The sequence below is a fragment of the Lewinella sp. IMCC34183 genome, from assembly GCF_003390915.1.
Lineage (GTDB): Bacteria > Bacteroidota > Bacteroidia > Chitinophagales > Saprospiraceae > Neolewinella.
Genome location: NZ_QMEM01000012.1, coordinates 38,476 through 63,140 on the forward strand (window position 1 = coordinate 38,476; position 24,665 = coordinate 63,140).

25 protein-coding genes are annotated in these 24,665 nt (G+C 63.2%); 10 read left to right on the top strand and 15 right to left on the bottom strand.

All coding sequences use genetic code 11. The features are described 5' to 3' along the window. Positions 1–197 precede the first annotated feature (197 nt). The gene (locus DQG19_RS19120; protein WP_116127912.1) at positions 198–407 is read left to right on the top strand and encodes a hypothetical protein; all 210 of its coding nucleotides are present in this window, start codon (positions 198–200) and stop codon (positions 405–407) included. On the opposite strand, the gene DQG19_RS19125 is transcribed toward DQG19_RS19120, so the two are convergent. The 8 genes from DQG19_RS19125 to DQG19_RS19160 form a co-directional block, all read right to left on the bottom strand. Further along, positions 393–1,472, bottom strand: a complete 1,080-nt coding sequence (locus DQG19_RS19125) for an arginine-tRNA-protein transferase (protein ID WP_116127913.1) — start codon at positions 1,470–1,472, stop codon at positions 393–395. The genes DQG19_RS19120 and DQG19_RS19125 overlap by 15 nt on opposite strands. A 46-nt stretch (positions 1,473–1,518) precedes the next feature. After that, on the bottom strand, positions 1,519–2,145 hold the full coding sequence (locus tag DQG19_RS19130; RefSeq protein ID WP_116127914.1) for an ATP-binding cassette domain-containing protein: 627 nt from the start codon (positions 2,143–2,145) through the stop codon (positions 1,519–1,521). Further along, positions 2,135–2,935, bottom strand: a complete 801-nt coding sequence (gene lpxA / locus DQG19_RS19135) for an acyl-ACP--UDP-N-acetylglucosamine O-acyltransferase (RefSeq protein WP_116127915.1) — start codon at positions 2,933–2,935, stop codon at positions 2,135–2,137. Before lpxA ends, DQG19_RS19130 begins: the two co-directional genes overlap by 11 nt. Before the next feature lie 52 nt (positions 2,936–2,987). Further along, positions 2,988–4,376, bottom strand: a complete 1,389-nt coding sequence (locus tag DQG19_RS19140; RefSeq protein ID WP_116127916.1) for a bifunctional UDP-3-O-[3-hydroxymyristoyl] N-acetylglucosamine deacetylase/3-hydroxyacyl-ACP dehydratase — start codon at positions 4,374–4,376, stop codon at positions 2,988–2,990. 64 nt (positions 4,377–4,440) lie between these two features. Beyond that, entirely contained in the window at positions 4,441–5,172 is a 732-nt protein-coding gene (locus DQG19_RS19145) for an ABC transporter ATP-binding protein (RefSeq protein ID WP_116127917.1), read from the bottom strand. Between the two features lie 19 nt (positions 5,173–5,191). Next, positions 5,192–5,476, bottom strand: coding sequence for an Asp-tRNA(Asn)/Glu-tRNA(Gln) amidotransferase subunit GatC (gene gatC / locus DQG19_RS19150; protein WP_116127918.1), 285 nt, complete (start codon positions 5,474–5,476; stop codon positions 5,192–5,194). Positions 5,477–5,527: 51 nt separating this feature from the next. Next, positions 5,528–5,983 carry a DUF2452 domain-containing protein gene (locus DQG19_RS19155; RefSeq protein WP_116127919.1) on the bottom strand — a complete coding sequence of 152 codons (456 nt, stop codon included), beginning with the start codon at positions 5,981–5,983 and terminating at the stop codon, positions 5,528–5,530. Positions 5,984–6,041: 58 nt separating this feature from the next. Continuing rightward, positions 6,042–6,617: a 2'-5' RNA ligase family protein gene (locus tag DQG19_RS19160; protein WP_116127920.1), complete on the bottom strand. Its 576-nt coding sequence runs from the start codon at positions 6,615–6,617 to the stop codon at positions 6,042–6,044. A 65-nt stretch (positions 6,618–6,682) separates the two neighbouring features. Between DQG19_RS19160 and DQG19_RS19165 the strand changes: the two genes are divergently transcribed. From DQG19_RS19165 to ribH, 4 genes are read left to right on the top strand one after another with little or no spacing between them, the layout of a single operon-like run. Then, positions 6,683–8,917 carry a carboxypeptidase regulatory-like domain-containing protein gene (locus tag DQG19_RS19165; RefSeq protein ID WP_116127921.1) on the top strand — a complete coding sequence of 745 codons (2,235 nt, stop codon included), beginning with the start codon at positions 6,683–6,685 and terminating at the stop codon, positions 8,915–8,917. Beyond that, positions 8,914–9,825 (top strand): alpha/beta hydrolase, encoded by a 912-nt coding sequence (locus DQG19_RS19170; protein WP_116127922.1) that lies wholly within the window; start codon positions 8,914–8,916, stop codon positions 9,823–9,825. Before DQG19_RS19165 ends, DQG19_RS19170 begins: the two co-directional genes overlap by 4 nt. Before the next feature lie 2 nt (positions 9,826–9,827). Further along, positions 9,828–10,796 carry a pyridoxal-phosphate dependent enzyme gene (locus tag DQG19_RS19175; RefSeq protein WP_116127923.1) on the top strand — a complete coding sequence of 323 codons (969 nt, stop codon included), beginning with the start codon at positions 9,828–9,830 and terminating at the stop codon, positions 10,794–10,796. A 58-nt stretch (positions 10,797–10,854) separates the two neighbouring features. Beyond that, positions 10,855–11,376 carry a 6,7-dimethyl-8-ribityllumazine synthase gene (ribH, locus tag DQG19_RS19180; protein WP_116127924.1) on the top strand — a complete coding sequence of 174 codons (522 nt, stop codon included), beginning with the start codon at positions 10,855–10,857 and terminating at the stop codon, positions 11,374–11,376. A 103-nt stretch (positions 11,377–11,479) separates the two neighbouring features. Here ribH and xseA read toward each other — a convergent pair whose 3' ends face one another. Continuing rightward, complete coding sequence (gene xseA, locus DQG19_RS19185; RefSeq protein ID WP_116127925.1) at positions 11,480–12,709, bottom strand: exodeoxyribonuclease VII large subunit; 1,230 nt, start codon at positions 12,707–12,709, stop codon at positions 11,480–11,482. 92 nt (positions 12,710–12,801) lie between these two features. Between xseA and DQG19_RS19190 the strand changes: the two genes are divergently transcribed. Next, a complete protein-coding gene (locus DQG19_RS19190) occupies positions 12,802–13,743 on the top strand; it encodes an energy transducer TonB (protein WP_116127926.1) in 942 nt (313 codons plus the stop codon). On the opposite strand, the gene DQG19_RS19195 is transcribed toward DQG19_RS19190, so the two are convergent. After that, a complete protein-coding gene (locus DQG19_RS19195; RefSeq protein WP_116127927.1) occupies positions 13,735–14,799 on the bottom strand; it encodes a putative zinc-binding metallopeptidase in 1,065 nt (354 codons plus the stop codon). The genes DQG19_RS19190 and DQG19_RS19195 overlap by 9 nt on opposite strands. A gap of 108 nt (positions 14,800–14,907) precedes the next feature. Here DQG19_RS19195 and rlmF point away from each other — a divergent pair, with 108 nt between their 5' ends. Continuing rightward, the gene (gene rlmF, locus DQG19_RS19200; protein ID WP_116127928.1) at positions 14,908–15,753 is read left to right on the top strand and encodes a 23S rRNA (adenine(1618)-N(6))-methyltransferase RlmF; all 846 of its coding nucleotides are present in this window, start codon (positions 14,908–14,910) and stop codon (positions 15,751–15,753) included. Positions 15,754–15,755: 2 nt separating this feature from the next. Here the strand turns inward: rlmF and DQG19_RS19205 are convergent, their stop codons facing one another. Further along, on the bottom strand, positions 15,756–16,448 hold the full coding sequence (locus DQG19_RS19205) for a YggS family pyridoxal phosphate-dependent enzyme (protein ID WP_116127929.1): 693 nt from the start codon (positions 16,446–16,448) through the stop codon (positions 15,756–15,758). A 186-nt stretch (positions 16,449–16,634) separates the two neighbouring features. On the opposite strand from DQG19_RS19205, the gene DQG19_RS19210 reads away from it, so the two are divergent. Beyond that, a complete protein-coding gene (locus tag DQG19_RS19210) occupies positions 16,635–16,823 on the top strand; it encodes a hypothetical protein (RefSeq protein WP_116127930.1) in 189 nt (62 codons plus the stop codon). On the opposite strand, the gene DQG19_RS19215 is transcribed toward DQG19_RS19210, so the two are convergent. Together DQG19_RS19215 and msrA are read right to left on the bottom strand one after the other, a co-directional pair. Next, a complete protein-coding gene (locus DQG19_RS19215) occupies positions 16,816–17,397 on the bottom strand; it encodes an FKBP-type peptidyl-prolyl cis-trans isomerase (RefSeq protein WP_157974610.1) in 582 nt (193 codons plus the stop codon). The two genes, DQG19_RS19210 and DQG19_RS19215, sit on opposite strands and share 8 nt — an antisense overlap. A gap of 71 nt (positions 17,398–17,468) precedes the next feature. Next, positions 17,469–18,062, bottom strand: a complete 594-nt coding sequence (gene msrA / locus DQG19_RS19220) for a peptide-methionine (S)-S-oxide reductase MsrA (protein WP_116127932.1) — start codon at positions 18,060–18,062, stop codon at positions 17,469–17,471. A gap of 98 nt (positions 18,063–18,160) precedes the next feature. On the opposite strand from msrA, the gene DQG19_RS19225 reads away from it, so the two are divergent. Beyond that, positions 18,161–21,019: an Npt1/Npt2 family nucleotide transporter gene (locus DQG19_RS19225; protein ID WP_116127933.1), complete on the top strand. Its 2,859-nt coding sequence runs from the start codon at positions 18,161–18,163 to the stop codon at positions 21,017–21,019. A 21-nt stretch (positions 21,020–21,040) separates the two neighbouring features. After that, positions 21,041–22,888: an arginine--tRNA ligase gene (gene argS / locus DQG19_RS19230; protein WP_116127934.1), complete on the top strand. Its 1,848-nt coding sequence runs from the start codon at positions 21,041–21,043 to the stop codon at positions 22,886–22,888. A gap of 32 nt (positions 22,889–22,920) precedes the next feature. Here the strand turns inward: argS and DQG19_RS19235 are convergent, their stop codons facing one another. Together DQG19_RS19235 and DQG19_RS19240 are read right to left on the bottom strand one after the other, a co-directional pair. Further along, positions 22,921–23,706 (bottom strand): Fpg/Nei family DNA glycosylase, encoded by a 786-nt coding sequence (locus DQG19_RS19235; protein ID WP_116127935.1) that lies wholly within the window; start codon positions 23,704–23,706, stop codon positions 22,921–22,923. Between the two features lie 62 nt (positions 23,707–23,768). Beyond that, complete coding sequence (locus DQG19_RS19240) at positions 23,769–24,662, bottom strand: GNAT family N-acetyltransferase (RefSeq protein WP_116127936.1); 894 nt, start codon at positions 24,660–24,662, stop codon at positions 23,769–23,771. Between the last annotated feature and the right edge of the window lie 3 nt (positions 24,663–24,665).

Consider the following 24,665-nt stretch of genomic DNA (forward strand, 5'->3'; position numbering starts at 1 on the left):
CCGAAGTTCGTCCTCCAGGCGCCCCTCGGCCCGTCCCGCCCCCCGGCGGATGGTGCGGTACGTAGCCCTACGATTATGGGTTTTAGGTGTTTTTCTGGAGGGTTTGGGCTTTGGCCCGAACCCTCTTTTCGTTTTCCGGCCCCGGCCAACCTTCCCCCCGACCCATTCGTTTTATCTTTGCTGACCAACTACTTACTATGGATTTCCTCACGCTCTTTCTGATCATTTTCGGTGTCTTCGCCCTGAGTTTCGTACTCATCAACGTGCGCCACCTCGTTACCGGTCAGGAATTTCGGGGTACCTGCGCCAGCAACAACCCCATGCTGACCAACAAGGTCGGGAAGTGCGACGTCTGTGGCAAGTCGCCCGAGCAGGACTGCCAGATGCCGGAGCTACCCAAGGTTTAGGGCAGCGGCGTACTCCGCCGCCCGCTCGACGTAGGGGGTACGGAGGAGCACCTGCCGGACGGCAAGCAGGTCGGTGAGAAACGCCTCGGTCCCGAAGGATTGCAGGTATTCCGCGTTGAACATCAACTGCGTCTGAATCATGTGCCGGCACTCGAGCACTAGGTATTCCCGGTCTTTCGGGTCGAAGGCCACGGCCAGCAACGGTTGGTTGCCGCTCCGGCGCAGGGGAACCAGATAGGGGTAGGGAAAGTAGTCGTCGTTCCAGATATCGTACAGCCCCGCTTCGAAGAGCGGATACACCTTCACCCGGGGTCGGGGACCGTGGACGGCGTAGGCGTTCACGAAGGATTCCAGAGCGAATACCTGTGCCTCCACCGGTGCCTCCTTCTCCGCGTCAAACTCCGTATACGGCCGCCACTCGCTCACGCGTACGTCGTAGAACTCGGCATCTCCCAGCCGTAACTTATAATCGAAGCGCCGGTAGCCGGGGACCACGTATCCCGGGTAATAGTACCGCATGCCCCGCGTGAGGCAGTATTCCATCTCCAGGAGCATGGTGTAGTAGCCCAGGCTGAAACTGCCCAAATCGGGATCGAAAATACCGAGGATACTGGCGGCCGCGTGGTCACCCAGGTCGAAGTAGCTACAGGCGACGAGCTGCCTGCTGACCCGGTCGCGCACGGTCACCTCCCAAGTATTGAAGATGACGTCGTTGTCGTAATCCTCCAGGCTGTCGGCGATGGTGGGGGACAGTCGACCGTCGAAGGAGTCCGCGTATTTGCGGTATAGCTTTTCCCGCTCCGGGGTGATGGATCGGGGCGCTACCGCCGTGTCGAAGAGCTTGGCGTTCTTCCGCAGCAGTTTGCGCTGTGAGCGCGAAAATCGGAACCCCTGCAGGTCGATCCGGATCCAGAGGGCGGAGTAGGGCCGGTTCTGGAAGAAGAGGAAGTGGGTCGTGAAGATCGTCGAGCCCATGCGGTACCACCCCCGCGAAAGGTGCCAGTCCAGCATCTCGGGGCTAAGCGTGGTGGGGGTAGACTTTTCCGCGTAACTGAATAGGGACATCGGGGGTGACTTCGACCTCGGAAGCTGCAATATGCGAATTTTACTGCTACAGTTGCGTGAATTGCGTGCATTCCCGCAGGTCGCGTTCGTCGTTGCTGGCCACCACCGTCAGCCGGCCGGCACGGCAGCTTCGCAGCTCTCCGGCAAACCATTCCGCGGAGGCGTCGTCGAGCGTGACCGTGGGCTCGTCGAGCAGCAGCAGTGGGGTAGCGGCGTACAGGGCCGTAGCGAGCAACACCCGTTGCCGCATGCCCGACGAGCAGTCTGTGAGCGGTCGCTTCGCCGCGGCACGCAGGCCTATCCGGTCCACTACCGCGTCGACCGACAGGCCGGCCATCAGTGGCTTAAGGGTATAGTGGAAGGTCAGGAACTCCTGTACGGTCAGTTCCTCGACCAGCTCGAAGTAGGGCCCCGTCCAGCTGACGTACCGAAACATGTTCTCGACCGGAACGGTCCGCTCGCCGAAGCGGTACTCGACCCGCCCCCGGGTGGGGCTGAGCTGTCCGGAAAGAAGGCGCAGCAAGGTGGACTTTCCGGATCCGTTGCTGCCGCGCACGCCGTAGCATTCGCCGGCCAGGAATTCCTCCGTGCGCTGCCGCAAAATGTATTGCCGGCCAAAGCGCTTGCTGACGTCCCGGAAGCGGATCTGAAGAGGTGGTAGGTCAGCCGCCATTGTCGATGGCCTGGAAGCTCCGGATGATTCCCGTTTGCTCGGTGGCGCTGATGAAGCTGACCACCTCGTCGCGCTCTTCGGATACGGGCACCGACGCCTCGATCTCGGTCACGGCGTTGGTGATGTTCAGCCCCTTCACGAAGAGTATCCGGTAGATCTCGTGGATCGCGTTGATCTGCGTGATGGTAAAGCCGCGGCGCTGCAGGCCGATGCGGTTCACGCCGATGTAGCTCAGGGGCTCGCGGGCGGCGCGGATGTAGGGCGGCACGCTTTTGCGTACCAGGCTGCCCCCGGCAATAAAGCTGTGCCGGCCAATTCGCACGAACTGCTGCACGCCGACCTGTCCCTCGATGATCACGTGGTCTTCCAGCACGACGTGACCGGCCAGGTTGACGTTGTTGGCAATGACGATGTTATCGCCCAGGATACAATCGTGGGCCACGTGGGCGTAGGCCATCAGCAGGCAGTTTTTGCCGATGCGGGTGGTACCGGCGGCGGCCGTACCCCGGTTGATGGTGACGAACTCACGGATGGTGGTACCGTCTCCGATCTCGGCGGTGGTGTACTCGCCCCGAAATTTGAGGTCCTGGGGAATCGCAGCCACCACGGCACCGGGGAAGACCCGCACGTTCTTGCCAAGGCGGGCACCTCCGTAGATGGTCACGTTGGGGCCGATCTCACTCCCTTCACCGATCTCCACGTCATCCTCGATGGTGGTGAACGGTCCAACGCTAACGCCGGCTCCTATTTTTGCATTGGGGTGGACGACGCTCAGGGAATGAATGGACATGAATGAGGTTGATAGGTTCGCAGGGGTGATGGTGTAAGGGAGACTGCGTGTCTTAAGTTCGCCGGACGATCTGCGCGACCAGGTCGGCTTCGGAGACCAGCTTGTTGCCTACATAGGCCGTTCCCCGCATCTGGCAGATGCCCCGACGGACGGGAGCGATCAGTTCCATCTTGAAGAGGACGGTATCACCCGGCACTACGAAATTCTTGAACTTGGCGTTCTCGATCTTCAGGAAGTAGGTATCCCAGTTGCCGGGGTCGTCCTGTTGCGTCAGCACGAGCAAGCCGCCCGTCTGGGCCATCGCTTCGATCTGCAGTACGCCGGGCATCACGTGGTTACTGGGGAAGTGACCCTGGAAGAAAGCTTCGTTAAAGGTCAGGTTCTTAAGCCCGACGATGTGGTTATCGCCCATCTCGATGATCTTGTCGATCAGCAGGAAGGGGTAGCGGTGCGGCATCACGTCTAGGATCTGCTCGGTGGTGAAAACCGGCTCGTCGTTGGGGTTGTAGCGGGGCCGTCCCTTCAGCCGCCGCTGGTCCAGGTAGGCCTTCTTGAGCAGCTTGGTAAAGGCTACGTTGACCCGGTGGCCGGGCTTGGTTGCCATAATGCGGCCGCGGATGGGCACGCCGAGCAGGCTGATGTCGCCCATCACGTCCAGCAGCTTGTGCCGGGCGGGTTCGTTGTGAAACTTGAGGTCGAGGGTATTCAGGATGCCCTGCTCGGTGACTTCCACGGTCTGCTTGCCCATCTTCTCGGCGAGGGCGTTCAGGCGGGGCTGGGGTACCTGGCGGTCGGCGATGACGATGGCGTTGGTGAGGTCACCCCCGCGGATCAGGTCATGCTCGAAAAGATTCTCCAGTTCGTGGAGAAAGACGAAGGTGCGGCAGGGCGCGATCTCGGTGGCGTAGTCGTCGTAGCCGCGCAGGGTGGCGTACTGCTGCCCGAGTACCGGGCTGTCGAAGTCGATCATCGAGACCACCTCGAAGCCGTCGTAGGGCAGCGCGACGATCTCTGATCCCGTGGCTTCGTCGCGGTAAGTGATCGGCTCTTCGACCACGAAGTAGTCGCGGAGGGCCTCCTGCTCTTCCAGTCCGGCCCCGAGTATCGCGTCTACGTACGGGCTCGCGCTGCCGTCGAGGATGGGCACTTCACCGCCGTCGATTTCAATCAGGACATTGTCGACCTGCAGGCCCGACAGGGCGCTCAGGAGGTGCTCGATCGTACTTACCGTGGCCGCTCCGCTGCCCAGGGTGGTGCTCCGCTCCGTGCTTACGACGCGGTTCACGTCGACGTTCATGAGCGGGGAATCGTCGAGGTCGACGCGTTTAAATTTGACGCCGTGGCCCTCCGGGGCGGGTTTGAAGACGAGGTTGACTTCCTTACCGGTATGCAATCCTACCCCGCTGATACTTACGGAACTGGCTATCGTACGTTGATTCATATATACTATCGTATGGGCGGGCGACGGGCACCGCCCGGCGCAAGTTGGCCGCAAAGATAGTATGTCAGGCCTGATTATAGCGATGCGTGGGATCGCTTACGCGGATGACGTGCTCGTTGCGGGCGTCGGTCTCTACCTCCCCGTCGCGCAATCGTACGATCCGGTGGGCGTGTTCGGCGATGTCCGGCTCGTGGGTGACGAGGATCACGGTGTTGCCCTCAGCCTGGATTTTTTCGAAGATACCCATGATCTCGATCGAGGTCTTGGTGTCCAGGTTTCCGGTGGGTTCGTCGGCCAGGATGATGGCCGGCCGGTTGACCAGCGCCCGCGCGATAGCCACCCGCTGCCGCTGTCCGCCCGAGAGCTCGTTGGGCCGGTGGTCCAGCCGGTTGCCGAGGCCCACGGAATCCAGCACTTCGGCCGCCCGCTCCTGCCGGTGCTTCTTGGACATGCCGGCGTAGACCAGTGGGAGGGCCACGTTTTCCAGGGTCGACTGCCGGGGCAGCAGGTTGAAGGTCTGGAAGACGAAGCCGATTTTCTCGTTACGGATGCTCGCGAGCTCCCCGTCGTCCATGCGGCTTACGTCGCGGCCGTCCAGGAGATAATTTCCGGAGGTGGGTGTATCGAGACAACCCAGTAGGTTCATCAGGGTAGACTTCCCCGACCCGGAGGGGCCCATCAGGGCGACGTATTCGTTGGTTTGGATGGACAGGTCGACGCCGCGGAGGGCGCGTACCTGCGTTTGACCCATGATGTAGGTCTTGGTGAGGGCGGTGATGTCGATTACGGCGGCCATGGGAGAGGATGGGGGGTGATCAGATTACGCGCGGTACCCGGAAGAACGCCCCGTCGTGGTCCGGGGCGTTGCTCAGCGCCCGTTCGCGGTCGAGGTGTTCGCCGACGCGGTCCGGCCGCAGCACCCGTTCCACTTCCGTCACGTAGCGCAGCGGCTCGACGCCGTCCAGGTCGAGCTCGTTCAGCTTTTCTACCATATCGAGTATGCGCGTCAGGTCCCCCCGCAGTTGTTGTACGCGGGCTTCCGGCAACTCCAGTTTGGCAAGATCGGCCAGGCGCAATACTAGGGCATCGTCAACGGTCATGGCGTGGGTTTTCGACAAAGGTACGCCCCGGCGGTACGAACGGCGACCGCCTTACGCTTCCCGCCGCTCGATCACCTCCCAGGTATGGTCGCCGAGCAGCTTTACGGTGGCCAGGTAGTCGAAGGGCGGGCGCGGCCCCCATTCGGCGGGGCTCACCAAGCTCAGCACGCTGCTGCCGTTGCGGCGGGCGTAGAGGTAGTAGGTACGGTTCACGAGCGGCTCGATACTCATCTCCGCCTCGTAGATGCGTTCGCTCACCGTCATCCGGTGGTGGATCTCGTTGGCCTGGGTGGCGAGCAGCTCCATCTGGGCGCGGATCTGGTCGAGCTGCATGTTGGTCTGCTCGTACATCGAGGTCATGGCCAGCCCGGTGGTCTTGCCGCGGTCAACGGGACGGATGACGGCGGACCCCCGCTCGTGGGCGTAGGGTAGCCGGTGGGGGTGGCTGGCCACCTTCTTGCCGTCGATCGGATTTTCGAACTCGGGTTCCTTCTTTTCGCCTTCCATACTGCATAAAACTCACGGGAGCCGTTCAGGTTGTCGCGGCGCGGCCGCGGGTGCGGTGTCAGCCGGTGAAGGACAGGCGCTCGAGCTCCGTCCACGGGCCACCATCGTAGCGGTAGAACAGCAGGCCCCGAATCCGGATTTCGCAGGGCGCGAAGCGGGCGGCGAGGTGGCCGTGTAGCCGGCGGGCGTCCTCGGCCGCTACCTTGTTCTGTACCGTCAGGTGGGGCCGCTTCCAGGGGCGGGCGTCCTGGGGCGTCAGCCGGTCGGCGTAGCGCTGCCGCAGGGGGCGACGTACGGCCTGCAGGGGGGCGGGCTCCACGGCGTAGGCTACGCCGCCGCCGAGCAGGAAGGGTGGAAGGACGGCCACGGTGAAGGGTGGCCGGTCAGAGAGCAGCTGGCGGGCATCAGCCATGAAATCTTCCCGTACCCCGGGCCCGATGTGGTGAAACAGCGTCAGGTGGGCCGAGAGGTGGTTGCGGCCGGCGGGGAAGAAACGGTCGCGCAGGGCGGTAAACGGCGCCAGGTCGTGCGCGTCGATCCAGGCGGCAACGATCATCGGTCGTTGGTCGGGTGGGGGAGGAGAGGCCATAGTGGTGGTACCCGGCCGGAGGCCCCCGGGTTCGGTCGCCCGCATGGCACCTGCGTCCGCGCCGTCGCCGTACGAAAACCGCTATGTTTACGCCGACTTACCTTAGCAAAATGCAAACCGTACCGCGACTTCTGCCCTTTCTTATCCTGCTGCTGGCCGGCTCCTCCCTTGCCGCTCAGTACCGCACCGAGATGCGGACGGCCGACAAGCAGCTCGAGCTGAACGCTTACCACCTGGCGATCGAGAGCTACCAGCGTGCCCTGGCCAGCCGGCCCGACGACCCCGATGCCCAGGCGAAGGTGGGGATGGCCTATCGGATGGTCAACGAAATGGACTCCGCCCGCTACTACTACGAGCAGGCCATGGACGACGGCCGGGTGGTGCCCGCCACCCTGCTGGGCTACGCCCAGACGCTGACCGCCCTGGGGGAGTACGCCCTGGCCGAGCCCCTGTTCGCCACCTACGGACGCGAGGCCGATGCGACCGTGGGGCAGCACTATGCGCAGAGTGCCGCCTTTGCCGCCGGCCAGCGGAACCAGGATGCCGGATTCGCCGTCGACCGGCTTGCCGTGAACAGCGTGGCGCCGGACTTCGGCCCGTCGGTGCCCCAGCCGGGGCGGCTCGTCTTCAACTCCTCGCGGGCTGACGCGGACGTCGTTGGTACCGCCAGCAACCGCCCCTACGTGGCCACCCTGGCCGACGACGGTTCCGCTACGGACCCCGTCGCCGTCAGCTTCAGCTACCGCGTCGAAAACGGTTACGTGGGCCCCGTGTCCTACAGTCCCGACGGACGGACCGTAATTTTCAGCCGCAACAACTTCACCCCCGGCACCCGGATGGTGCCCGAGGCCGGCATCACCCTTAGTTTGCTGATCGCCGACGTGAACTCCGAAGGGCGTTGGACGAATGTCCGCCCGCTGCCGTTCAACGGGAATACCTTCAGCAGCGGGTTCGGGACCTTCGGAGCCGACAACGAAACCATCTACTTCTCCAGCGACCGACCCGGCGGATTCGGAGGCTGGGACGTCTACCGCGCCACCTTCGATGGGCAGCGGTGGAGCGAGGTGCCGGAGAACGTCGGCCGAACGGTCAATTCCCAGGGCCACGAGATCACTCCCTACTTCGACGGCAACAGCCTCTTCTTCAGCAGCAACTGGCACCCCGGCCTCGGCGGCTACGACGTGTTCCGCGCCGAACTGGAAGGCCTGCGCCCGGTAAATCTCTACCACATGGGCGCGGCGGTGAACAGCAGCCGCGACGACTTCGGCTTCGTCTACGACCCGGCCAGCCAGACGGGCTACGTAACCAGCAACCGCCCCACGGGCCGTCCTACCCAGGAAGACATCTACTACGTACGACCGAAGGCCGGGGCGCCCGCTCCCACGGTCGCGGGCGAAGGGGCGGGGGGGCTGGCCCCGGAGGCTTCGGTGCCGGCCGGCGTTTCCGGCAACGATCCCGTACCCTTCGGGGCCGTACGCGGTTACGTAGCCACGGTGGAAGGCAACCGGCCTGTGGAAGGAGCGACGGTGCGCATCACCAACCGGACCACCGGCGGCACGGCCAACGCCCGGACCGACGTGAACGGGGCCTACTACGCCAGCCTGGAACCCTACACTACCTATGACATTGCGGTGAACGCCGACGGATTCGAGCCGGTCACCTTCCCGATCACCAGCGACGGAGGCACCAAGCAGGATCTGCTGGGCAGCATCCGCCTGTTGCCGGCTGCCCCCGCTCCGGAGCCGGCCGCAGAGGAAAGCGAGTCGCCGACTACCTACGACCGACCGGTGACGGTCGATGCCCGGGCTCCGGAGGGTGGCTTCGCCCTGCAGATCGCCAGTCTGGCCGCTGCGCCGCCGCCCGAGCGCTTTGCCGCCCTCGCGCCGCTGGGGACGGTGTATACCGTCGAGGAGGGGGGACGGACCAAGGTGCGCCTGGGCGGTTTCGCCACCCGCGCCCAGGCGGAGGCCATCATCAGCAACGTCACGAACCTGGGTTTCCCCGGAAGCTTCCCCGTCGCAGAATCCGGAGAGGCCCGCGACCCCATCGTTGCCAGTGAGGCGCCGGTACCCGCCCCGGCCCCAACGGTAGCCGACGCCACCCCCGCCCGGTCGCCCTACCGCGTACAGCTCGGGGCCTTCGGCAAACCAGAAAATTTTGATCGCGCCCGAGCGGCGACCCTCGGAGCGCTCAACACCGAAATGCGCGGGGCGCTCACCGTATTCTTTATCGAAGGATTACCGACCGCCGAGGCTGCCACCGAGGTAAGGGAGCGCGCCCTGAGCATGGGGTACGCGGGAGCGTACATCCTGGAACTCACCGAAAACGGATACCGTAAGCCATGATGCACTCACGGATAATCAGTGCCCCATGCGCGCTGCTCTTTGTACTGCTGCTGGGCGCTTCGCTAGCGGCCCAGGACCGGGTGTACCCCGTGTACACCGGACCGGTACCCTGCCTGGGGGATGCGCCCACCACCTCCCGAAGCGACAGCCTGATCGGGCGGGTAGTGACCAATGTCCGCACCCCGGAACTGCACTACTACGCACCGATCACCCGCGCCGCCGTGCCAACTACCGTCGTCGTGATCCCGGGGGGCGGATACACCATCGAGGCCTGGGACCTGGAGGGTACCGACATCGCCCGCTTTCTCGCCGCGGAGGGCTACCACGCTTTCGTATTAAGCCACCGACTACCGGCGACATTGTCCGGGGACTGTCGTTCCGAAACCGCGCTCGGCGACGCCCAGGAAGCCATGCTGCGCGTGCGGCAACTGGCGGACTCGCTCGGTTTCCCGGAGGACCGGGTCGGCATCATGGGGTTCTCCGCCGGGGGGCACCTGGCGGGCAGTGCCTCGGTCCACGCCGTAGAGCGGGACCGGCAGCGTAGTCGGCCCGACTTCAGCGTGCTGGTCTACCCTGTAACGCTGATGGGAACCGATCGCTCCGGACACCGGGGCAGCCAGGGCACCCTCCTGGGGTCAACCCCGAGCGCTCGCCAGCTGGAGTACTCCAACCTGCCGGCACAGGTGGATTCCCTGACGCCCCCCACTATACTCTTCCACGCATCCGACGATACGGCCGTAGCCCCGGCCAACGCGCTCGAGTACTACGCGGCGCTCATAGCGCACGGGGTACCCGCCGATCTGCGCATCTACGCCACCGGTGGTCACGGCTTCGGCTCCGCGCGGGAGCGCACCGGGCCGGTAAGCGGCTGGCTCGACGAACTCATCACCTGGCTCAACGCCCGTTAGACATGATAGAACTCCCCCCGCTGACGGCAGCCCCCAACCAGGCCGAACTCCTGGTTACCCACGAGGCCATTCATCCCTTCGTGCACCGCACCCCGGTGATGACCAATACCAGCATCGATGAGCGGACCGGCGCGCGGTTGTTTTTCAAGTGCGAAAATTTTCAGCGCATCGGCGCTTTCAAGATGCGGGGTGGTGCTTCGGCCGCCCTGCGCTTTACGCCGGAACAGCGGCAGCGCGGACTGGCCACCCACAGCAGCGGCAATCACGCGCAGGCGGTTGCGAAGGCCGCGCAGGTGCTCGGGGTGCCGGCCTACATCGTGATGCCGCACGACGCGCCCCGCGTCAAGGTGGCCGCCGTGGAGGGCTACGGGGCTACCGTTACTTACTGCAACAACACTCCCCGCGAGCGGCAGGCGACACTGGACGAGGTCGTGGGGCGCACCGGGGCGGCGTTCATTCACCCCTTCGACGATTACGGGGTGATCGCCGGGCAGGCCACGGCGGCCATGGAACTGATTGAGGACGTCGATAAGGTCCTTGACCTGATCGTCACGCCCGTGGGCGGCGGCGGATTGTTGGCGGGGACCGCCCTGGCTGCCCGCTACTTCAGCGTGCGTGCGGAGGTGATCGGGGCGGAGCCCGCGGCTGTGGACGACGCCCACCGCAGCTTCCGCAGCGGGCGCATCGAGGAAAACGAGACAAACGTGACCGTGGCCGACGGCCTGCGGACCAACCTCGGGGAACGTACGTTTCCCATCATCCGGGATTACGTGAAGGAGATCCTGCTGGTCGAAGAAGACGAAATCATCGCGGCCATGCGCCTCATCTGGGAACGGATGAAGATCATCGTGGAGCCCAGCTGCGCCGTGCCCCTGGCCGTCGTGCTGCGCTACCCCGACGTATTTGCCGGCCGCCGGGTGGGCATCATCCTTACGGGAGGCAACGTCGACGTCGACCGGCTACCTTTCTGACCGTCCGGCGCAGAACCCCGCCGCCGCGGCAGTTGTATCCTAAAAAACTTTTCGCTCCATGGCCTCCGCCCTCAAGAACCTCAGCACCTACGACGAAACCAACCTGCCCGATGCTTCCAAGCTTTCCTTCGGCATCGTGGTAGCCGACTGGAACGCCGACATCACCCACGCCCTCTACCAGGGCTGCTTTGATACCCTGCTGAAGCACGGTGCCCCGGAAGCCCGCATCTTTACGGTACAGGTGCCCGGAGCCTTCGAGCTGCCCGCCGGAGCGCGCATTCTGGCCTCCCGGGAGAAACTCGACGCGGTGATCTGCCTGGGTTGCGTGATCAAGGGGGAAACCAAGCACGACGAGTACATCAACAACGCCGTCAGCCAGGGCCTGGTCAACCTGAGCATCACCACGGGCCGCCCCTTCATCTACGGCGTCCTCACCCCCAACGACCACCAGCAGGCCCTGGACCGGGCGGGCGGCCGTCACGGCAACAAGGGGGTGGAAGCGGCGGTGACGGCGATCCGCATGGGGGCCCTGCATGCTGATCAGGATATTGGGCGTAAGGCTATCGGGTTTCGGTTTTAGGGGTATATCCTGTATTTGGCTGGCCTGCGCTGCCGGAGGCAGCCTTGTGCTTTCGCTGCCGGAGGCAGCGTTCTACTTTCGGTGCCGGAGCCGCCTTGTGCGGTCAGTCGGGCTTCTGCAGGCGGGTGGTTCCGTCGCGCAGGCGTACGTCTACCCGTCCGGCGGCGAGTTGCTCCGGGGAGGTCACCAGTTTTCCGTCCTGACTCACCAGCGCGTACCCACGTGCCAGGGTAGTTTCGGGGCGTAACGCCCGTAGGAGGGCGGCCTGCTGGTCTAGTCGCAGGTTCGCGCCGGCCAGTGCGGCGCGTGTCAGGTATGCCAGTTCGCGGGATTGCGCGGCGGCGCGCTGGTGCCGGGCTTCCAGGGTGGTAAGTGCCGTCTGGCTGATGCGCTCGGCGGTTCGTTCCAGGTTCTGGCCTTCCCCGTGCACGCTGGCGGTTGCCGCGGTGGCAATTTGGCGACCGAGGTGGAGCAGCCTTCCCTCTGCCTGCAGCAGCCGGTCCACCAGGAAAGCCGCCACGGCGGTGGGTGTTTTGAGACTACGGTGCACGACGCGGTCAAGTACCGTCGCGTCGACCTCGTGACCGATACCGGCGAGCACGGGCAGGGGGGCGTCCGCTACGGCGCGGCACAGGGCTTCGTCGTCGAAGGCGGCGAGATCGGTCTTGCCACCGCCCCCGCGTACAATCACGATGAGGTCGTACTCCGACCGGCGCCGGGCGATCTGCCGGAGGCGGGTTGTCACCTCTTCGGTGGTCTGGGCCCCCTGCATGGCGGCGGAGTAAAGGTCGCAGTGGAACGCGTAGCCGTAGTCGTTCTCGGTAAGCTGGCGGCGGAAGTCCGAAAGGCCGGCAGCCGTATCCGAGCTGATGATCGCCAGGCGCTGCGGGACGGCGGGCAGGGGCAGGGTAGCGTTGCGGTCCAGGATGCCTGCCCTGGCGAGGGCTTCGAAGGTAGCCTGCCGGCGGCGTTCCAGGGCCCCCAGGGTGTGCTCGGCGTCGATGTCCTCCACGACCAGCTTCAGGCCGAACCGTTCGTGGAAGGAGGTACTCACCCGCAGGCGTACCGACATCCCCTCGCGTAGCAGGCCGTCGATCAGCCGGCTTCCGTGCGCCTTGCGAATACGCTGCAGGCTGCCGGACCATACCACCGCATCCAGCTGGGCGACGATCTCGTCATCCGCCTCCGCCTTTTCCACCAGCGTCAGCCAGGTATGGCCGCGGGATACACTTACTTGAACCAGCTCGGCCGTTACCCAGACGGGCTCGGGCAGGTTAAGGGCAAAAACGCGGCGAATGAAAGTCGTCAGTTCGGAAAGGGCCAGGGTATCCATTAAGGCACAAGGTAAATTGCCAGTCGCCGTTAGTGCTATCGGGTACCGGACGAATACCAGCCGTCTGGCAAACCCCTAAACGCAATACGCTCATGAAAACCTTGCTGTTCCTGCTGCTATCGCTCGGTGTAGTTTCCGGTAGTACCCTTCAAGCCCAGAAATCGGCTCGCCGCTTCGCCGGCCGCTACGAAGCGGACTTCGGACCCGGAGAGTCCGAACGCTGGACGGCCTACCAGTGGGTAGTCACTAAAACCTCGGAGGGTGAATTTATCCGACGGTTTTACTTCCCGGAGACGAAGCAACTGATTTCCGAAACCAGGTATTCCCACAAGAAGCTGCGCCCCAGCGACCGGGACGGACTCTCCCGCTCCTGGTACGACGACGGGGTACCCAGACACGTAACTACGTACCGCGACGGAAAGCAGGAAGGAGAAAGCCTCAGTTATCACCCGAACGGGGAACTTTTTTCGCGCGGCGCCTACGCGAACGACAAAAAGGTGGAGGTATGGGAATACTACGACTGGAAAGGCCGGGTTTCTCGCCGTACGCACTATGTCGACGGCCTTCGGCAGGGGCCGGATATGCACTATGATTCCCTGGGCACAGTGACAAATACGGTCATGTACACAGCCGATGAAGCCGTGAGTGGTGACGAGGTCAGGACGGCTCCCGGTCGAGACGGTTCCCTGGTAGTAGTAGAGGAAATGCCCCTGTTTCCGGGCTGCGAACGGCTGACAGACTATGCGGCGCAAAAGAAGTGTGCGGACCGGGCCATGCTGGAGTTCATTTACCGGACCGTCCGGTACCCCGACCGTGCCCGGCGCTACGGGGTACAGGGCATGGCCGTGGTGAGCTTCATCATCGAAACCGACGGCCGGGTTACCGGTATCACCCCGCTCATGGGGCTAAATGAGGACATCCGCCGGGAGATCGTACGCATCGTGGAACTGATGCCGCGGTGGCACCCGGGCCGGGTAGACGGGCAGGCCGTGCGCGTACAGTTTAACCTACCGGTCAAGTTCGAGCTAGAGTGAGGAGGGGGCGTTGCGCACGACCTCGTGCACGTACCTGAGTTTTTCCCGCACCGAAGCGTTGATCACGAAGGGGTAGAGGTCGGGGCGGCCCATCCCGCGGTTCAGGCTGTTGATCGCGAAGGTAAGGGGGACGCAGGCCTTTAGGATTCGTTCCATGTCCGGTTCCTGGTAGGGGTCGAAGTCCGCGGTGACGTTCATCATCAGGTCCGGCGTGGTCGGGGGATCGACGCGCATGCCGAAGGCGTGAGCCGTTTCCAGCATATCCATCAGGTGGAGGTAGTGGGCCCAGGTTTCGGCCCAGTCCTCCCAGGGGTGCATGGTGGCGTACTCGCTGATGTAGTGCTGCTGCCAATCGGCCGGCGGGCCGTTCTGGTAGTGCTTTTTCAGCGCTTCGCCGTAGTCGGCACGGTCGTCCCCGAAAATGCGGCGGAATTCCGCCAGCCGGTTGGCATCCGGCTCGACGATCACGTCCCAGTAGTAATGTCCTACTTCGTGGCGGAAGTGGCCGATGAGAGTCCGGTACTTCTCGTGCAGTTGTATGCGGGTGGCTTCGCGCTTCACGGGGTCAGCCTCCTTGACGTTCAAGGTGATCAGTCCCTCGTCGTGGCCGGTCATGACCTGCCCGCTCTCCTGGGTGTCGGCGAGAAAATCGAAGGCCAGCCCGCGGTCGGGAGCGCTCATCTTGTCCTGCACCGGTAGGCCGAGGCGATTCAGCGCGTAGACGAGGCGGTGCTTGGCGAGTTCGAGTTGCTGCCACTCTTCCAGTTTCTCCGGATCGCTGAGGTCGGGGACGGTCCGGTTGAGGTCGCAGGCATCGCACAGGCCGGTTTCGTCGGATTGCGGGATGAGCCAGTTGCAGGCCGCATGCTGGTGGTTATCGCAGTAGATGTAGGGTACGCTGTTGTCCGGACCGCACATCCAGGGGCCATCACCGGGAGCAAGGGCAACCATGCGATCGGTGGGGGCGTCGTACCCCAGGTAACTGGAGCAGTTGCCACAGACCACGTTTTCGAAGTAGACCGGATAATTGCAGTGTGTGCAGTGGTAGATTTTCATAGGGGGCGTAAGTAGCGGTAATAACAGCGCCGTACGTACGGTGTTCCACCGGGCGGAGGTAATATTGGGGCGGGGGGTCCGGGCTATCTTCACGGCCACTCCCGAATTATGCACCCCCGAAACCGCTACCGCTCCCCCCACGACTTTCCGGCCCTCTGCCGCATTGTGCCCGCCCTGGAAGCCTACCTGATCCAGACGCCGGACGGAAGGACCTCGCTCGATTTTTCCCGGAGGGAGGCCCTCCTGCACCTCAACCGGGCCCTGTTGCTGCGCGATTACGGCCTGCGCCACTGGGACCTTCCCGACGGCCACCTCGTACCGCCGCTCCCTGGCCGGCTGGACTACGTGCACGCCGTGGCCGACCTCGTCCCCGACGCCTGTCGGATACTGGACATCGGTACGGGGGCGAGTCTTATCTATCCTATCCTGGGCGTGCGGGAGTACGGCTGGGAGGTGGTGGGCAGCGAAATCCACCCCCACAGCCTCAGGGTAGCGCGGGCGATCGTCACGGCGAATCTGGTGCTCCGGGGGCGTATAGAAGTGCGGGAGCAGCCCCAGCCGGAGCACGTATTTGCCGGCGTGGTGCGCGCGGGGGAACGCTTTTCCGCGACGCTCTGTAATCCCCCCTTCTTCCCCAGTCGGGAAGCGGCGGTGCGGGCGGGACAAAAGAAATGGTCGAAACTGGGGCGGCAGGACGCCGGATTATCGTTCGGCGGAGCCGATACCGAACTGTGGACGCCAGGGGGCGAAGTACAGTTTCTGCGGCAGCTGATCGGGGAAAGCCGGGCGGTGGGGGAGCAGGTAGGTTGGTTCACTACCCTCGTATCGAAAAAGGGCTACCTGGAAACGGCGCGCCACCAGCTCGAACGACTCGAAGCGGTGGAAATACGGGTAGTGCCGCTCGAGCAGGGCAATAAAAAGAGCCGTATGCTCGCCTGGACGTACCGGCGGTAACGCTAGTTGCCGGCCTCGTCGGCGTCACCGTAATCACGGTCGCCCAGCAGCTTGCTGCCGATGCGTACCAGGGTGCTGCCCTGGCGGAGGGCGATGGGGTAATCGCCGGACATACCCATGCTGATCTCCGCGAAATCCGGGCTGTCGACGAAGTAGGTCTCTTTGACTTCCGAGAAGATCTCGTGCAGGGTCCGGAACTCTTCCGCTACCTGCTCCTCGTCGTCGGTGTAGGTGGCCATACCCATGACTCCGAGAATGCGCACGTGGCGCAGGGGCTCTTCCCGGATAGATTCGAGAAGCTCGCGGCCGGACTCACGGGTCAGGCCGTACTTGCTGTCTTCGTCGGCGATGTGGTACTGTAGCAGAACGTCTACGCTACGATCCTCGGCACGCTTATCCAGTTCGCGCAAAAGCCGCAGGCTGTCGCCGGAATGAAACAGGGTAACGAAGGGAACGACGTTCTTGACCTTGTTGCGCTGCAGGTGGCCGATGAAGTGCCAGTTGATGTCGTCGGGCAACTGCGCGGCCTTTTCTTCCAGTTCGCCGACGCGGTTCTCGCCAAAGTCGCGGTGGCCCATTTCGTAGAGTTGGCGGATGACGGAAACCGGATGGGTCTTGGTAACCACCACGAGTCGGGCACCGCCGGCGGCAATTTCGCGGCTAAGGGTGCTGTACTGGTCGGAGAGGGAGGCCATAGAGGGGGGAATAGGCGTAAGAAAGAATCCTAAGGCGGAAGGCAATAACCGCTTCCTGCCGAAAGGCTACCGTTCCGTAAACAAGCCGTGTTGGGGGGCTGAAATACGGGAAAAGGTCGGGGGTAAGTATATGCGGGAGAGTAAATTAGGCGTTACCGACTTACACATTCAGAATAGATACCAAACATGAATTACCTCACGCTAAAGAATGACCGCAAGCGCCGTCGCCAGGCCCGCGTAGTCACTTTCGTCGTCACCACGCTGACCCTCGGCGCGATCGCTCACGGAATGGGCGCCACCCAGGAACTGATGGAGTTCTTCCAGCAGGTGGCTGGCGCCCATCCGGTAAGCGATCCGATCGCTTCGGCTATTTAACCTTGAACAGTTCTACGTCGAAGATCAATGCGGCGTAGGGGGGAATGGCGGGCGGGGAACCCTGTTCGCCGTAGGCGAGGTCGTAAGGGATGAAGAAGCGGTATTTGCCGCCTTCCTTCATTAGCTGCACGCCCTCCGTCCAACCGCGGATGACGCGGTTCAGGGGAAACTCGATGGTCTGTCCGCGCTCTACGGAGCTATCGAAGACCTTTCCGTTTATCAGGGTACCATGGTAGTGCACCTCCACCGTTTCGGTGGCGCTGGGGCTGGCGCCCGTACCTTCCTTAAGCACTTCGTACTGTAGTCCGGAATCGGTCACCTTGACCTCCGGGCGCTTGGCGTTTTCCGCCAAAAAGGCTTCACCTTCCTGGCGGGCCTCCGCACCTGCGGCCGCGGCTGCCTCCTGGAGGTACTGCTGAATGTACTGGTTGGCCTGCTCGGGACTGATATTGGCCGAGCCGTTGAGGCCTTCTTCGAATCCCTTGGCTAGGCTACTGGCGTCGATGCTGTCGAAGCCCTGGCTTTTTAGGTTCTGGCTCAGCACGATGCCGAGACTGTAACTGGTGGTATCCATATAGGATGCTTGGTTTTGCGCCGCGAGGGCGGCGGTAAAAAGTAGTAATACAAGCGCGGTGGCCCAGGGTTTCATGCACGGGACTTTAATCGGTGGGCGTACTTCTTGCGGATCTTGCCCACTTTCGGGGAGATCACGAAGGTGCAGTAGCTGTTGCGGTCGCCCACTTTATTGTAGTAGTTCTGGTGGTAATCTTCGGCGGGGTAGAAGGTGTTGAAGGGAATCAGTTCGGTGACGGCCGGCTTATCGTAGAGCTGGGGAACGAGGTCGCGCATGGCCGATTCGGCGGCCTGCTTTTGCTCGGGGCTCGTGTAAAAAATGGCGCTGCGGTACTGGGGGCCGACGTCGTTGCCCTGCCGGTTCGGAGTGGTAGGGTCGTGGGCGGCGAAGAAGATCTCGAGAATTTCATCGCGGGTGATGATCTCGGGGGAGAACTCGACGAGGATCACTTCGACGTGCTCGGTGCGCTTGGTGCAGACGGCTTCGTAGTTGGCCGTTTCCTGGCTGCCGCCGGCGTAGCCGCTGATGACGCGCTCGACGCCTTCGATGTCGAGAAAAACGGCTTCGACGCACCAGAAGCAGCCGCCGCCGAGAATTATCGTTTCTTTGCGGGGCGTGTTTTCTACGTGATTGAGGACTTCGCCAAATTGGGGGGAGGTAGACATATTGTGGGATTACGTTGTTAGGGGAGGAGCGGTGGAAAATTCGCACCTGATGTGCTACACCAGCCGCCTCTCTTTCGTTAAGGAATTAACGTGTCCGTATGCAGCAAGTTCTGAGCAAACTCTTTCGTGCCCGTCCGGGGGAATGGGGAGCCGTGCTCATGCTGCAGCTGCTGGTCTTTCTCATTATCTGCACGCTGCTGATCGTGAAGCCCACCGCCAGCGCCCTGTTTCTCTCGGAGTACGGTGCCATCGGGCTGCCCTACATTTTTCTCGCCACGGCCGTGCTGGCCGCGATCGTCAGTACGGGGTACTCCGCGGCCCTGCGGTACTACAGTCTACTGCGCGTGAGCGTGGTATCGCTGCTCGTTTGCCTCACCATCCTGCTGGGGTGCGCCGGATTCATGCGCCTGCCGCCCGCCCAGCCTACGGTAGCGGTGATCCTGTACCTCTGGACGGCCATTTTCGGGGTACTGGCCGCTTCACAGTTCTGGATGATGGCAAGCTTCGTGTTTGACGTACGGCAGGCCAAACGGCTCTTCGGACTCGTGGGAGCGGGTGCCATCGCCGGTGGTATTGCCGGGGGGTACATCACCAGCCTCCTGGCCCAGGAGATCGGAGCGCGCAACCTGATCCTCGTAGCCGCCGGGCTGCTGGTTCCCTGTTTATTGCTTACCACCGTCATCTGGCGGCGCTACGTAGCCAACAAGCAGAGCGTGATCTCGCGCAAGCGCAAGTCCAATACGCCATACGAGGCACCCCATCGCCTCATCCTGGCCAGTCGCCATTTGTTGCTGCTCTGCGGTATCGTAGCGCTAAGCGTGACGGTGGCTAAATTGGTGGATTACCAGTTCAGCGTGCTGGCCGCCGAACGCTACGGCGATCAGGACCGTCTGGCCGGCTTCTTCGGCTTCTGGTACTCGACCTTCAACATCGTGGCTCTGGCAATCCAGTTGTTGCTGACCCACCGGGTGGTACAGGGCATGGGCGTCAGCGGGGCGCTGCTGTTCCTGCCCGTCGGGCTTGGCGTGGGTGCCATCGTCATGCTCTTCATGCCGGGCCTCAACGCGGCTATCTTCAGCCGATCGGTCGACGGAAGCCTGAAGCAGAGCCTTAGCCGCGCCAGCATCGAGATGCTGTTCCTGCCCCTAGACGAGGAGACGAAGAAAAAGGTGAAGACCTACATCGACGTTTTCGTGGACAGCCTCGCCGGTGGCGTCGGGGGCCTGCTGCTCATCGGCGTGACGCAGGTGCTGCACATCTCCGCCCCGGCGATCAGCTACGTCGTGCTGGTACTGGTCGGGATCTGGATGGTGAGCGTCATCCTGATCCGCGAAGAATACATCGAGGCCTTCCGGGCCCAGCTGTCGCACCTCAAGCCGAAGGAGCACCGCAACCGCCTGAAGAGCCACCACCGTAAGGTGATGGCCGGCTTCCTGCAGGTACTGGAGGAGGGGCAGATGAGTACCCACGAGAAGCAACTTCTTTTCGTACTGGAGCGGGCCGACGACCTGAGTGCCTCCTCCTTCCGCGAGCCCATCCGCCGGCTGCTGGCGCACCCCTCGCCCAGTGTGCGGTCCCGGGCCCTCCGGAGTCTTTACCTCCAGCCGGGAACGGAATTGCTGGAGGAGGTGATGCCGCTGCTCCGCGACCCCGAGTCGCAGGTGCGCAGTGCGGCCTTCGACTACCTGTTCTCGCGTACCCACGCGGTCGGCCGGGAGGTGCTCGAGCCGTTGCTGGACGATCCCGATCCCGAGGTCGCCGGTGCCGCCCTGGTGAGTCTGGCCACCGAAACCGCCGGTAATACCTTCAGCCAGAAACAGTGGCGGGTGGGGCAGCGGCTCCGCCGCCGGATACGGGAACTGCGCAGCGTCCCCAACGCCGAGCGCCGGCAGTGGTACCTCTACTTGCTTCGGGCGGCGGGACGCTCGCAGACGGCAACCGGCCGCGCATTCATCCAGCGGTGCCTGGTTTCCGAGAACGAGGAGATCCTGAAGTACGCGGTGCTGGCGGCCGGTGAAAGCCAGCACGAAGACCTTATCGTACCCCTGGTGCACCTGGTCGTACACCCCAACATGCGGGCGTTAGCCATCAACGCCCTGGCGCAGTACCAGGGGGGACTCCTGGCCGTTGTGCCCGGCCTGATCGCCAAGGGAGAGCTCTCCATCGCGGAAATCCGGCGGCTGCCGTCCGTACTGGAGAAGGTAGACCGGCAGCAATCGGTCGACCTGCTCTTCAGCCTCATCGAGCGCACGGCCCCCCACGATCTGCCCCTTCGCATGGAGGTCCTGCGTGCCCTGAACGCCGTCCGCCGCGACTACCCCAAGCGCAACATGCCCAGCAAACTGGTCTACCGCCTGATCGTAGCCGAAGCCCGCGCGTACGAAGCCCTTCAGGACCGGCTCAACGTGCAGAACCTCTTGTTGCTCTTTACCGACGGAGAGGACGAGCTGGCCTACCGCGAAGCGTACACCAGCTTGCTCAAACAGCGCATGCGGGGTACGTTCAACCGGCTGTTTCGTCTGCTGGGCCTGCGGTACCCGCCCGCCGACATCATCCCCGTGCACCTGGCGCTCAACGGGGAAACGGTCAGCGTGCAGATCAGCGGCATCGAGTTCCTCGATAACCTGCTTGAGCTCTCCCTAAAGCGCCTTATTGTGCCCCTGCTCGACCGCCGCCAACGGCAGATCCAGAGTACCGGCAGCGAGTACCTCGCCGTAGACGTCGATCTGGACGACCTGCGCCACCAGGAGTTTAAATCCCTCCGTCGCGTTCTCCGCGGGCGTGACGACCGGATGAAGATTGCCGCGCTGCGGCTCATCAGCTGTTTGCAGGACGCCCGCTACGTACCGGTACTCGATTACTATGCGTCCTCTACCGACATTGCACCCGCCGTGCGGGCCGTGGCCCAGGAGGCCCTGGAAGAGTTGCGACTGGGACTTAGCGAGGTTGCGGTGTGATCCGCTATCTTTGCGCGCCATATGACCGCACTACCCGAACTGATCGAAACCGGCGTCCGCAGCGGGCTACAGGCACTTTACGGTGCCGATGCCTCCGGACAGGAAATTACCCTGCAATCCACGCGTAAGGAGTTTGCCGGAGAGTACACCGTTGTAACCTTTCCGCTGACCCGTCTGGCCCGCAAAAAGCCCGAGGAGATCGGCAACGAGCTGGGCGACTACCTCAAGCGGGAGGTCGCGGAGATCAAGGACTATAACGTGATCAAGGGGTTCCTTAACCTCGAGATCAACGACGCGTACTACGTCGACTTCCTGATAGGCACGGCCGGTCAGGAGGACTACGGCCAGGCGCCGGCAAACGGCGAGAAGGTAGTGGTCGAATTCGCCAGCCCCAACACCAACAAGCCGCTCCACCTGGGCCACGTCCGTAATATTCTGCTGGGCTGGTCCACCAGCCAGCTGCTCCGGGCCGCCGGCTACGACGTCCGGACGGTAGAGATCGTCAACGACCGCGGAATCGCCATCTGTAAGTCGATGCTCGCCTGGGAACGGTTCGGCGAAGGGGCCACGCCCGCTTCGGCCGGCGTGAAGGCCGATCACTTCGTGGGTAACTATTACGTCCTGTTCGAAACCAAGTTTCAGGAAGAGTACCGGGAGTGGCAGGCCACGGCAGAAGCCCGGAAGATCCTCGAAGCGGAAAACGGTAAAGACCTGGAGGAAAAGGCCTTTTGGAAGACCTACAAGAACAAGTACTTCAACCAGTTCAGCTCCCTCGGCACCGCCGCCAAGGAGATGCTTCTGCGCTGGGAGGAGGGTGACCCCGATACCGTAGGCCTCTGGAACCGAATGAATGGCTGGGTATACGAAGGCTTCGAGGAAACCTACACGCGGCTGGGGGTAACCTTCGACAAACACTACTACGAGTCACAGACCTACCTGCTGGGCAAGGATATGGTGGACACGGCCCTGGACAAGGGCGTTTTCTACCGTAAGGAAGACGGGTCGGTGTTCGTCGACCTGACCGACGCCAAACTCGACCAGAAAGCCATTCTGCGGGCCGATGGTACCAGCCTCTACATTACGCAGGACCTCGGTACAGCCCGCCTGCGCTACGACGACTTCGGGGCCACCCGCATGGTCTATACCGTCGGTGATGAGCAAAATTACCACTTTCAGGTGCTGTTCGAGATCCTGAAGCGTATGGGAGAACCTTACGCCGACGGCCTGTTTCACCTCAGCTACGGCATGGTCGACCTGCCCACCGGAAAGATGAAGAGCCGCGAGGGTACCGTGGTCGACGCCGACGACCTTATGGACGAGGTCATACAGGAAGCGTACCAAAGCAGCCTCGAGCGGGAATCGACCAGCGAGCTGAGCGAGGAGGAGCGCCGCGAGATCATCCGCAAGATCGGCATGGCCGCCCTGAAGTTTCAGATCATCAAGGTCGGTCCCCAAAAGCGCATGACCTTCGACCCGAAGGAGTCGGTGGACCTGCAGGGGCAAACGGGGCCCTACGTCCAGAACGCCTTCGTCCGCACCCGCGCCGTCTGGCGCAAGGCCGGCGATGCCGATTTGTCGGCCGCCGCCGAATACGACTCGCTCGAGCCGGCCGAACGCGAACTGATCAGTCAGCTCTACGCCTACCCGTCGCTGCTGCGCGACGCCGCCGCCGGCTACGATCCGTCGTTGGTGGCGATGTTCTGCTACGAGCTAGCCAAGAACCTGCACAAGTTCTGGCACGACGTCAGCATCCTCAACGCCGAGACCCCCGCCGCGAAAGCGTTCCGGCTAAGCCTGTGTCGGGCCGTCGGAAACGTACTCGAGTCGGGGATGAATATCCTGGGTATCGAGATGCCGGAGAGGATGTAAAAATTTAAAATCTTAAATTTCATATTTAAAATTCAGGACTGCCATCCCTCTACGTAATAGGTAGTGCGCCCCGCCACCTTGGTGATCTTCACCTCACCGACGCCGTTTGGCCCCGCCTTGCCTTCTTCGCGCCACACGTGCCAGAACCAGTCCTCCGGGTAGTCCTTGTAGTACGGCGCGTTCTCGGTACCGTATGTCATCACGGCGATGGTTTCCGCGTGTATGTCGCTGAGTTGTTCCTCCGACAGGTCGCAGGCCCGGGCGGCGGGGTGGATGCGGGTGCGGTAGCAGATCTCGTCGGCGTACAGGTTGCCGACGCCGGCGAGGATCGACTGATTGAGGAGGAGACCTTTGATGGTGGCCTTCCGGCCGGTCACGGCGTCGAGCCAGTCTTCGAGGGAAATGTCAAGGGCATCGGGGCCGAGCTTGATCTCTTTGATGTAGGCGTCGCGGTCCTGCAGGTAGAGGATGCGGGCAAACTTCCGCGGGTCGTCAAACCCCAGGATGTTCCCGTCGGTAAAGTGAAGCGCAAACCGCTCGAATTTGCCCCGGTCCTCGGGTTCCTGGTAGAGATTTAGGTCGCCGGTCATGCCGAAGTGTAGCAGCAGGGCGTGGCCGTTGTCAAGGTTGGCAAAGAGGTACTTGCCCCGCCGGAGGCTGTCGACGATGGTGCGCCCGGTGAGGGCGTCGGCGAAGGCCGGACCCGGCATATTCCGGATGATGTAGTCGTCGTGCACGGTCACCCGACCGATCGTTTGGCCGGTTGCGGCGGCATCGAAGTAGAGCTTGAAGTTGTGTACCTCGGGTAATTCCGGCATTGGGCGAAAGCTTTGCCTGCCTAACGGCGCAGACCCGGGCGGGTTGTGTAGCCGCGGGGTTGTTACAGCAATCCGTAGGCCCTTTCCTCGATCAGGGTGTACCCCTCATCGGCGCCTCCGAACTTGGCGAAGTATTCCCGGACGCCGGGCAGTTCGGACCCCTCGAAATCAAAGGTGGCACCGGCAGCGCCGGCCCCTTCGCGCATGGCCAGGGCGAGCAGGCGGCTCATGCCCCGGCGCTTTCGCCCCGGGTCGGTCGTCACGGCGGCGAGGTTGATGGTGCGCCCGGCCATCCGGGGCAGGAAGGCCGCCGCGAGCACCTCACCCTCCTCGCGTAGCTGGTAGCAGCCGCCGTAACCGCGGGCTAGGCACGCCTCGGCCAGTTGGAGCAGGATGCTTAGGTCGTGCTCCGTCAGCGGCGTCCGCTCCAGCAGGTAGCGGCGGTTCAGTTCGACAAAGGCGGCGGGTTCCAGGGGTTCCAGCAGGTCCCGACTGCACTTGCGGAGGTAAGCCTGGAGTTTGCGGGGGAAGCGCCGGGAAACTTCGGCGTAACCGGGCGTGAGGTCCAGCACGTAGTTCGTACGGCGGCGATGCATAAAGCGGTCGGGGATCACTCCGGCGTCCAGGTCCGGGCGCAACGGCAGGGAGAGTTGCAGGCTGCGGGGCAGTTGGAGCAACAATTGCGCGACCTCATCCCTCCTACAGGTGCCATAGGGACCCAGCTGCTGGGTGTAGGGCGGGCGCACGAGTACCGGGACGAGTCCGCCGAGCCGTCGCATGCGGGGGAGGGGAAGCACGCAGGTATATTCGCCGCAGACCAGACCGTCCCAGTGGCCTGCGGTGACGATGTCCAGCCACCAGCTGAGACCGTAGGGTAGGGGGCGGGCATCCGCCAGCACGGCTGCGTCCCAGCGCGCGACGTCGATCGCGGAACGGCGGAGCCTGCGTACCTGCACGGG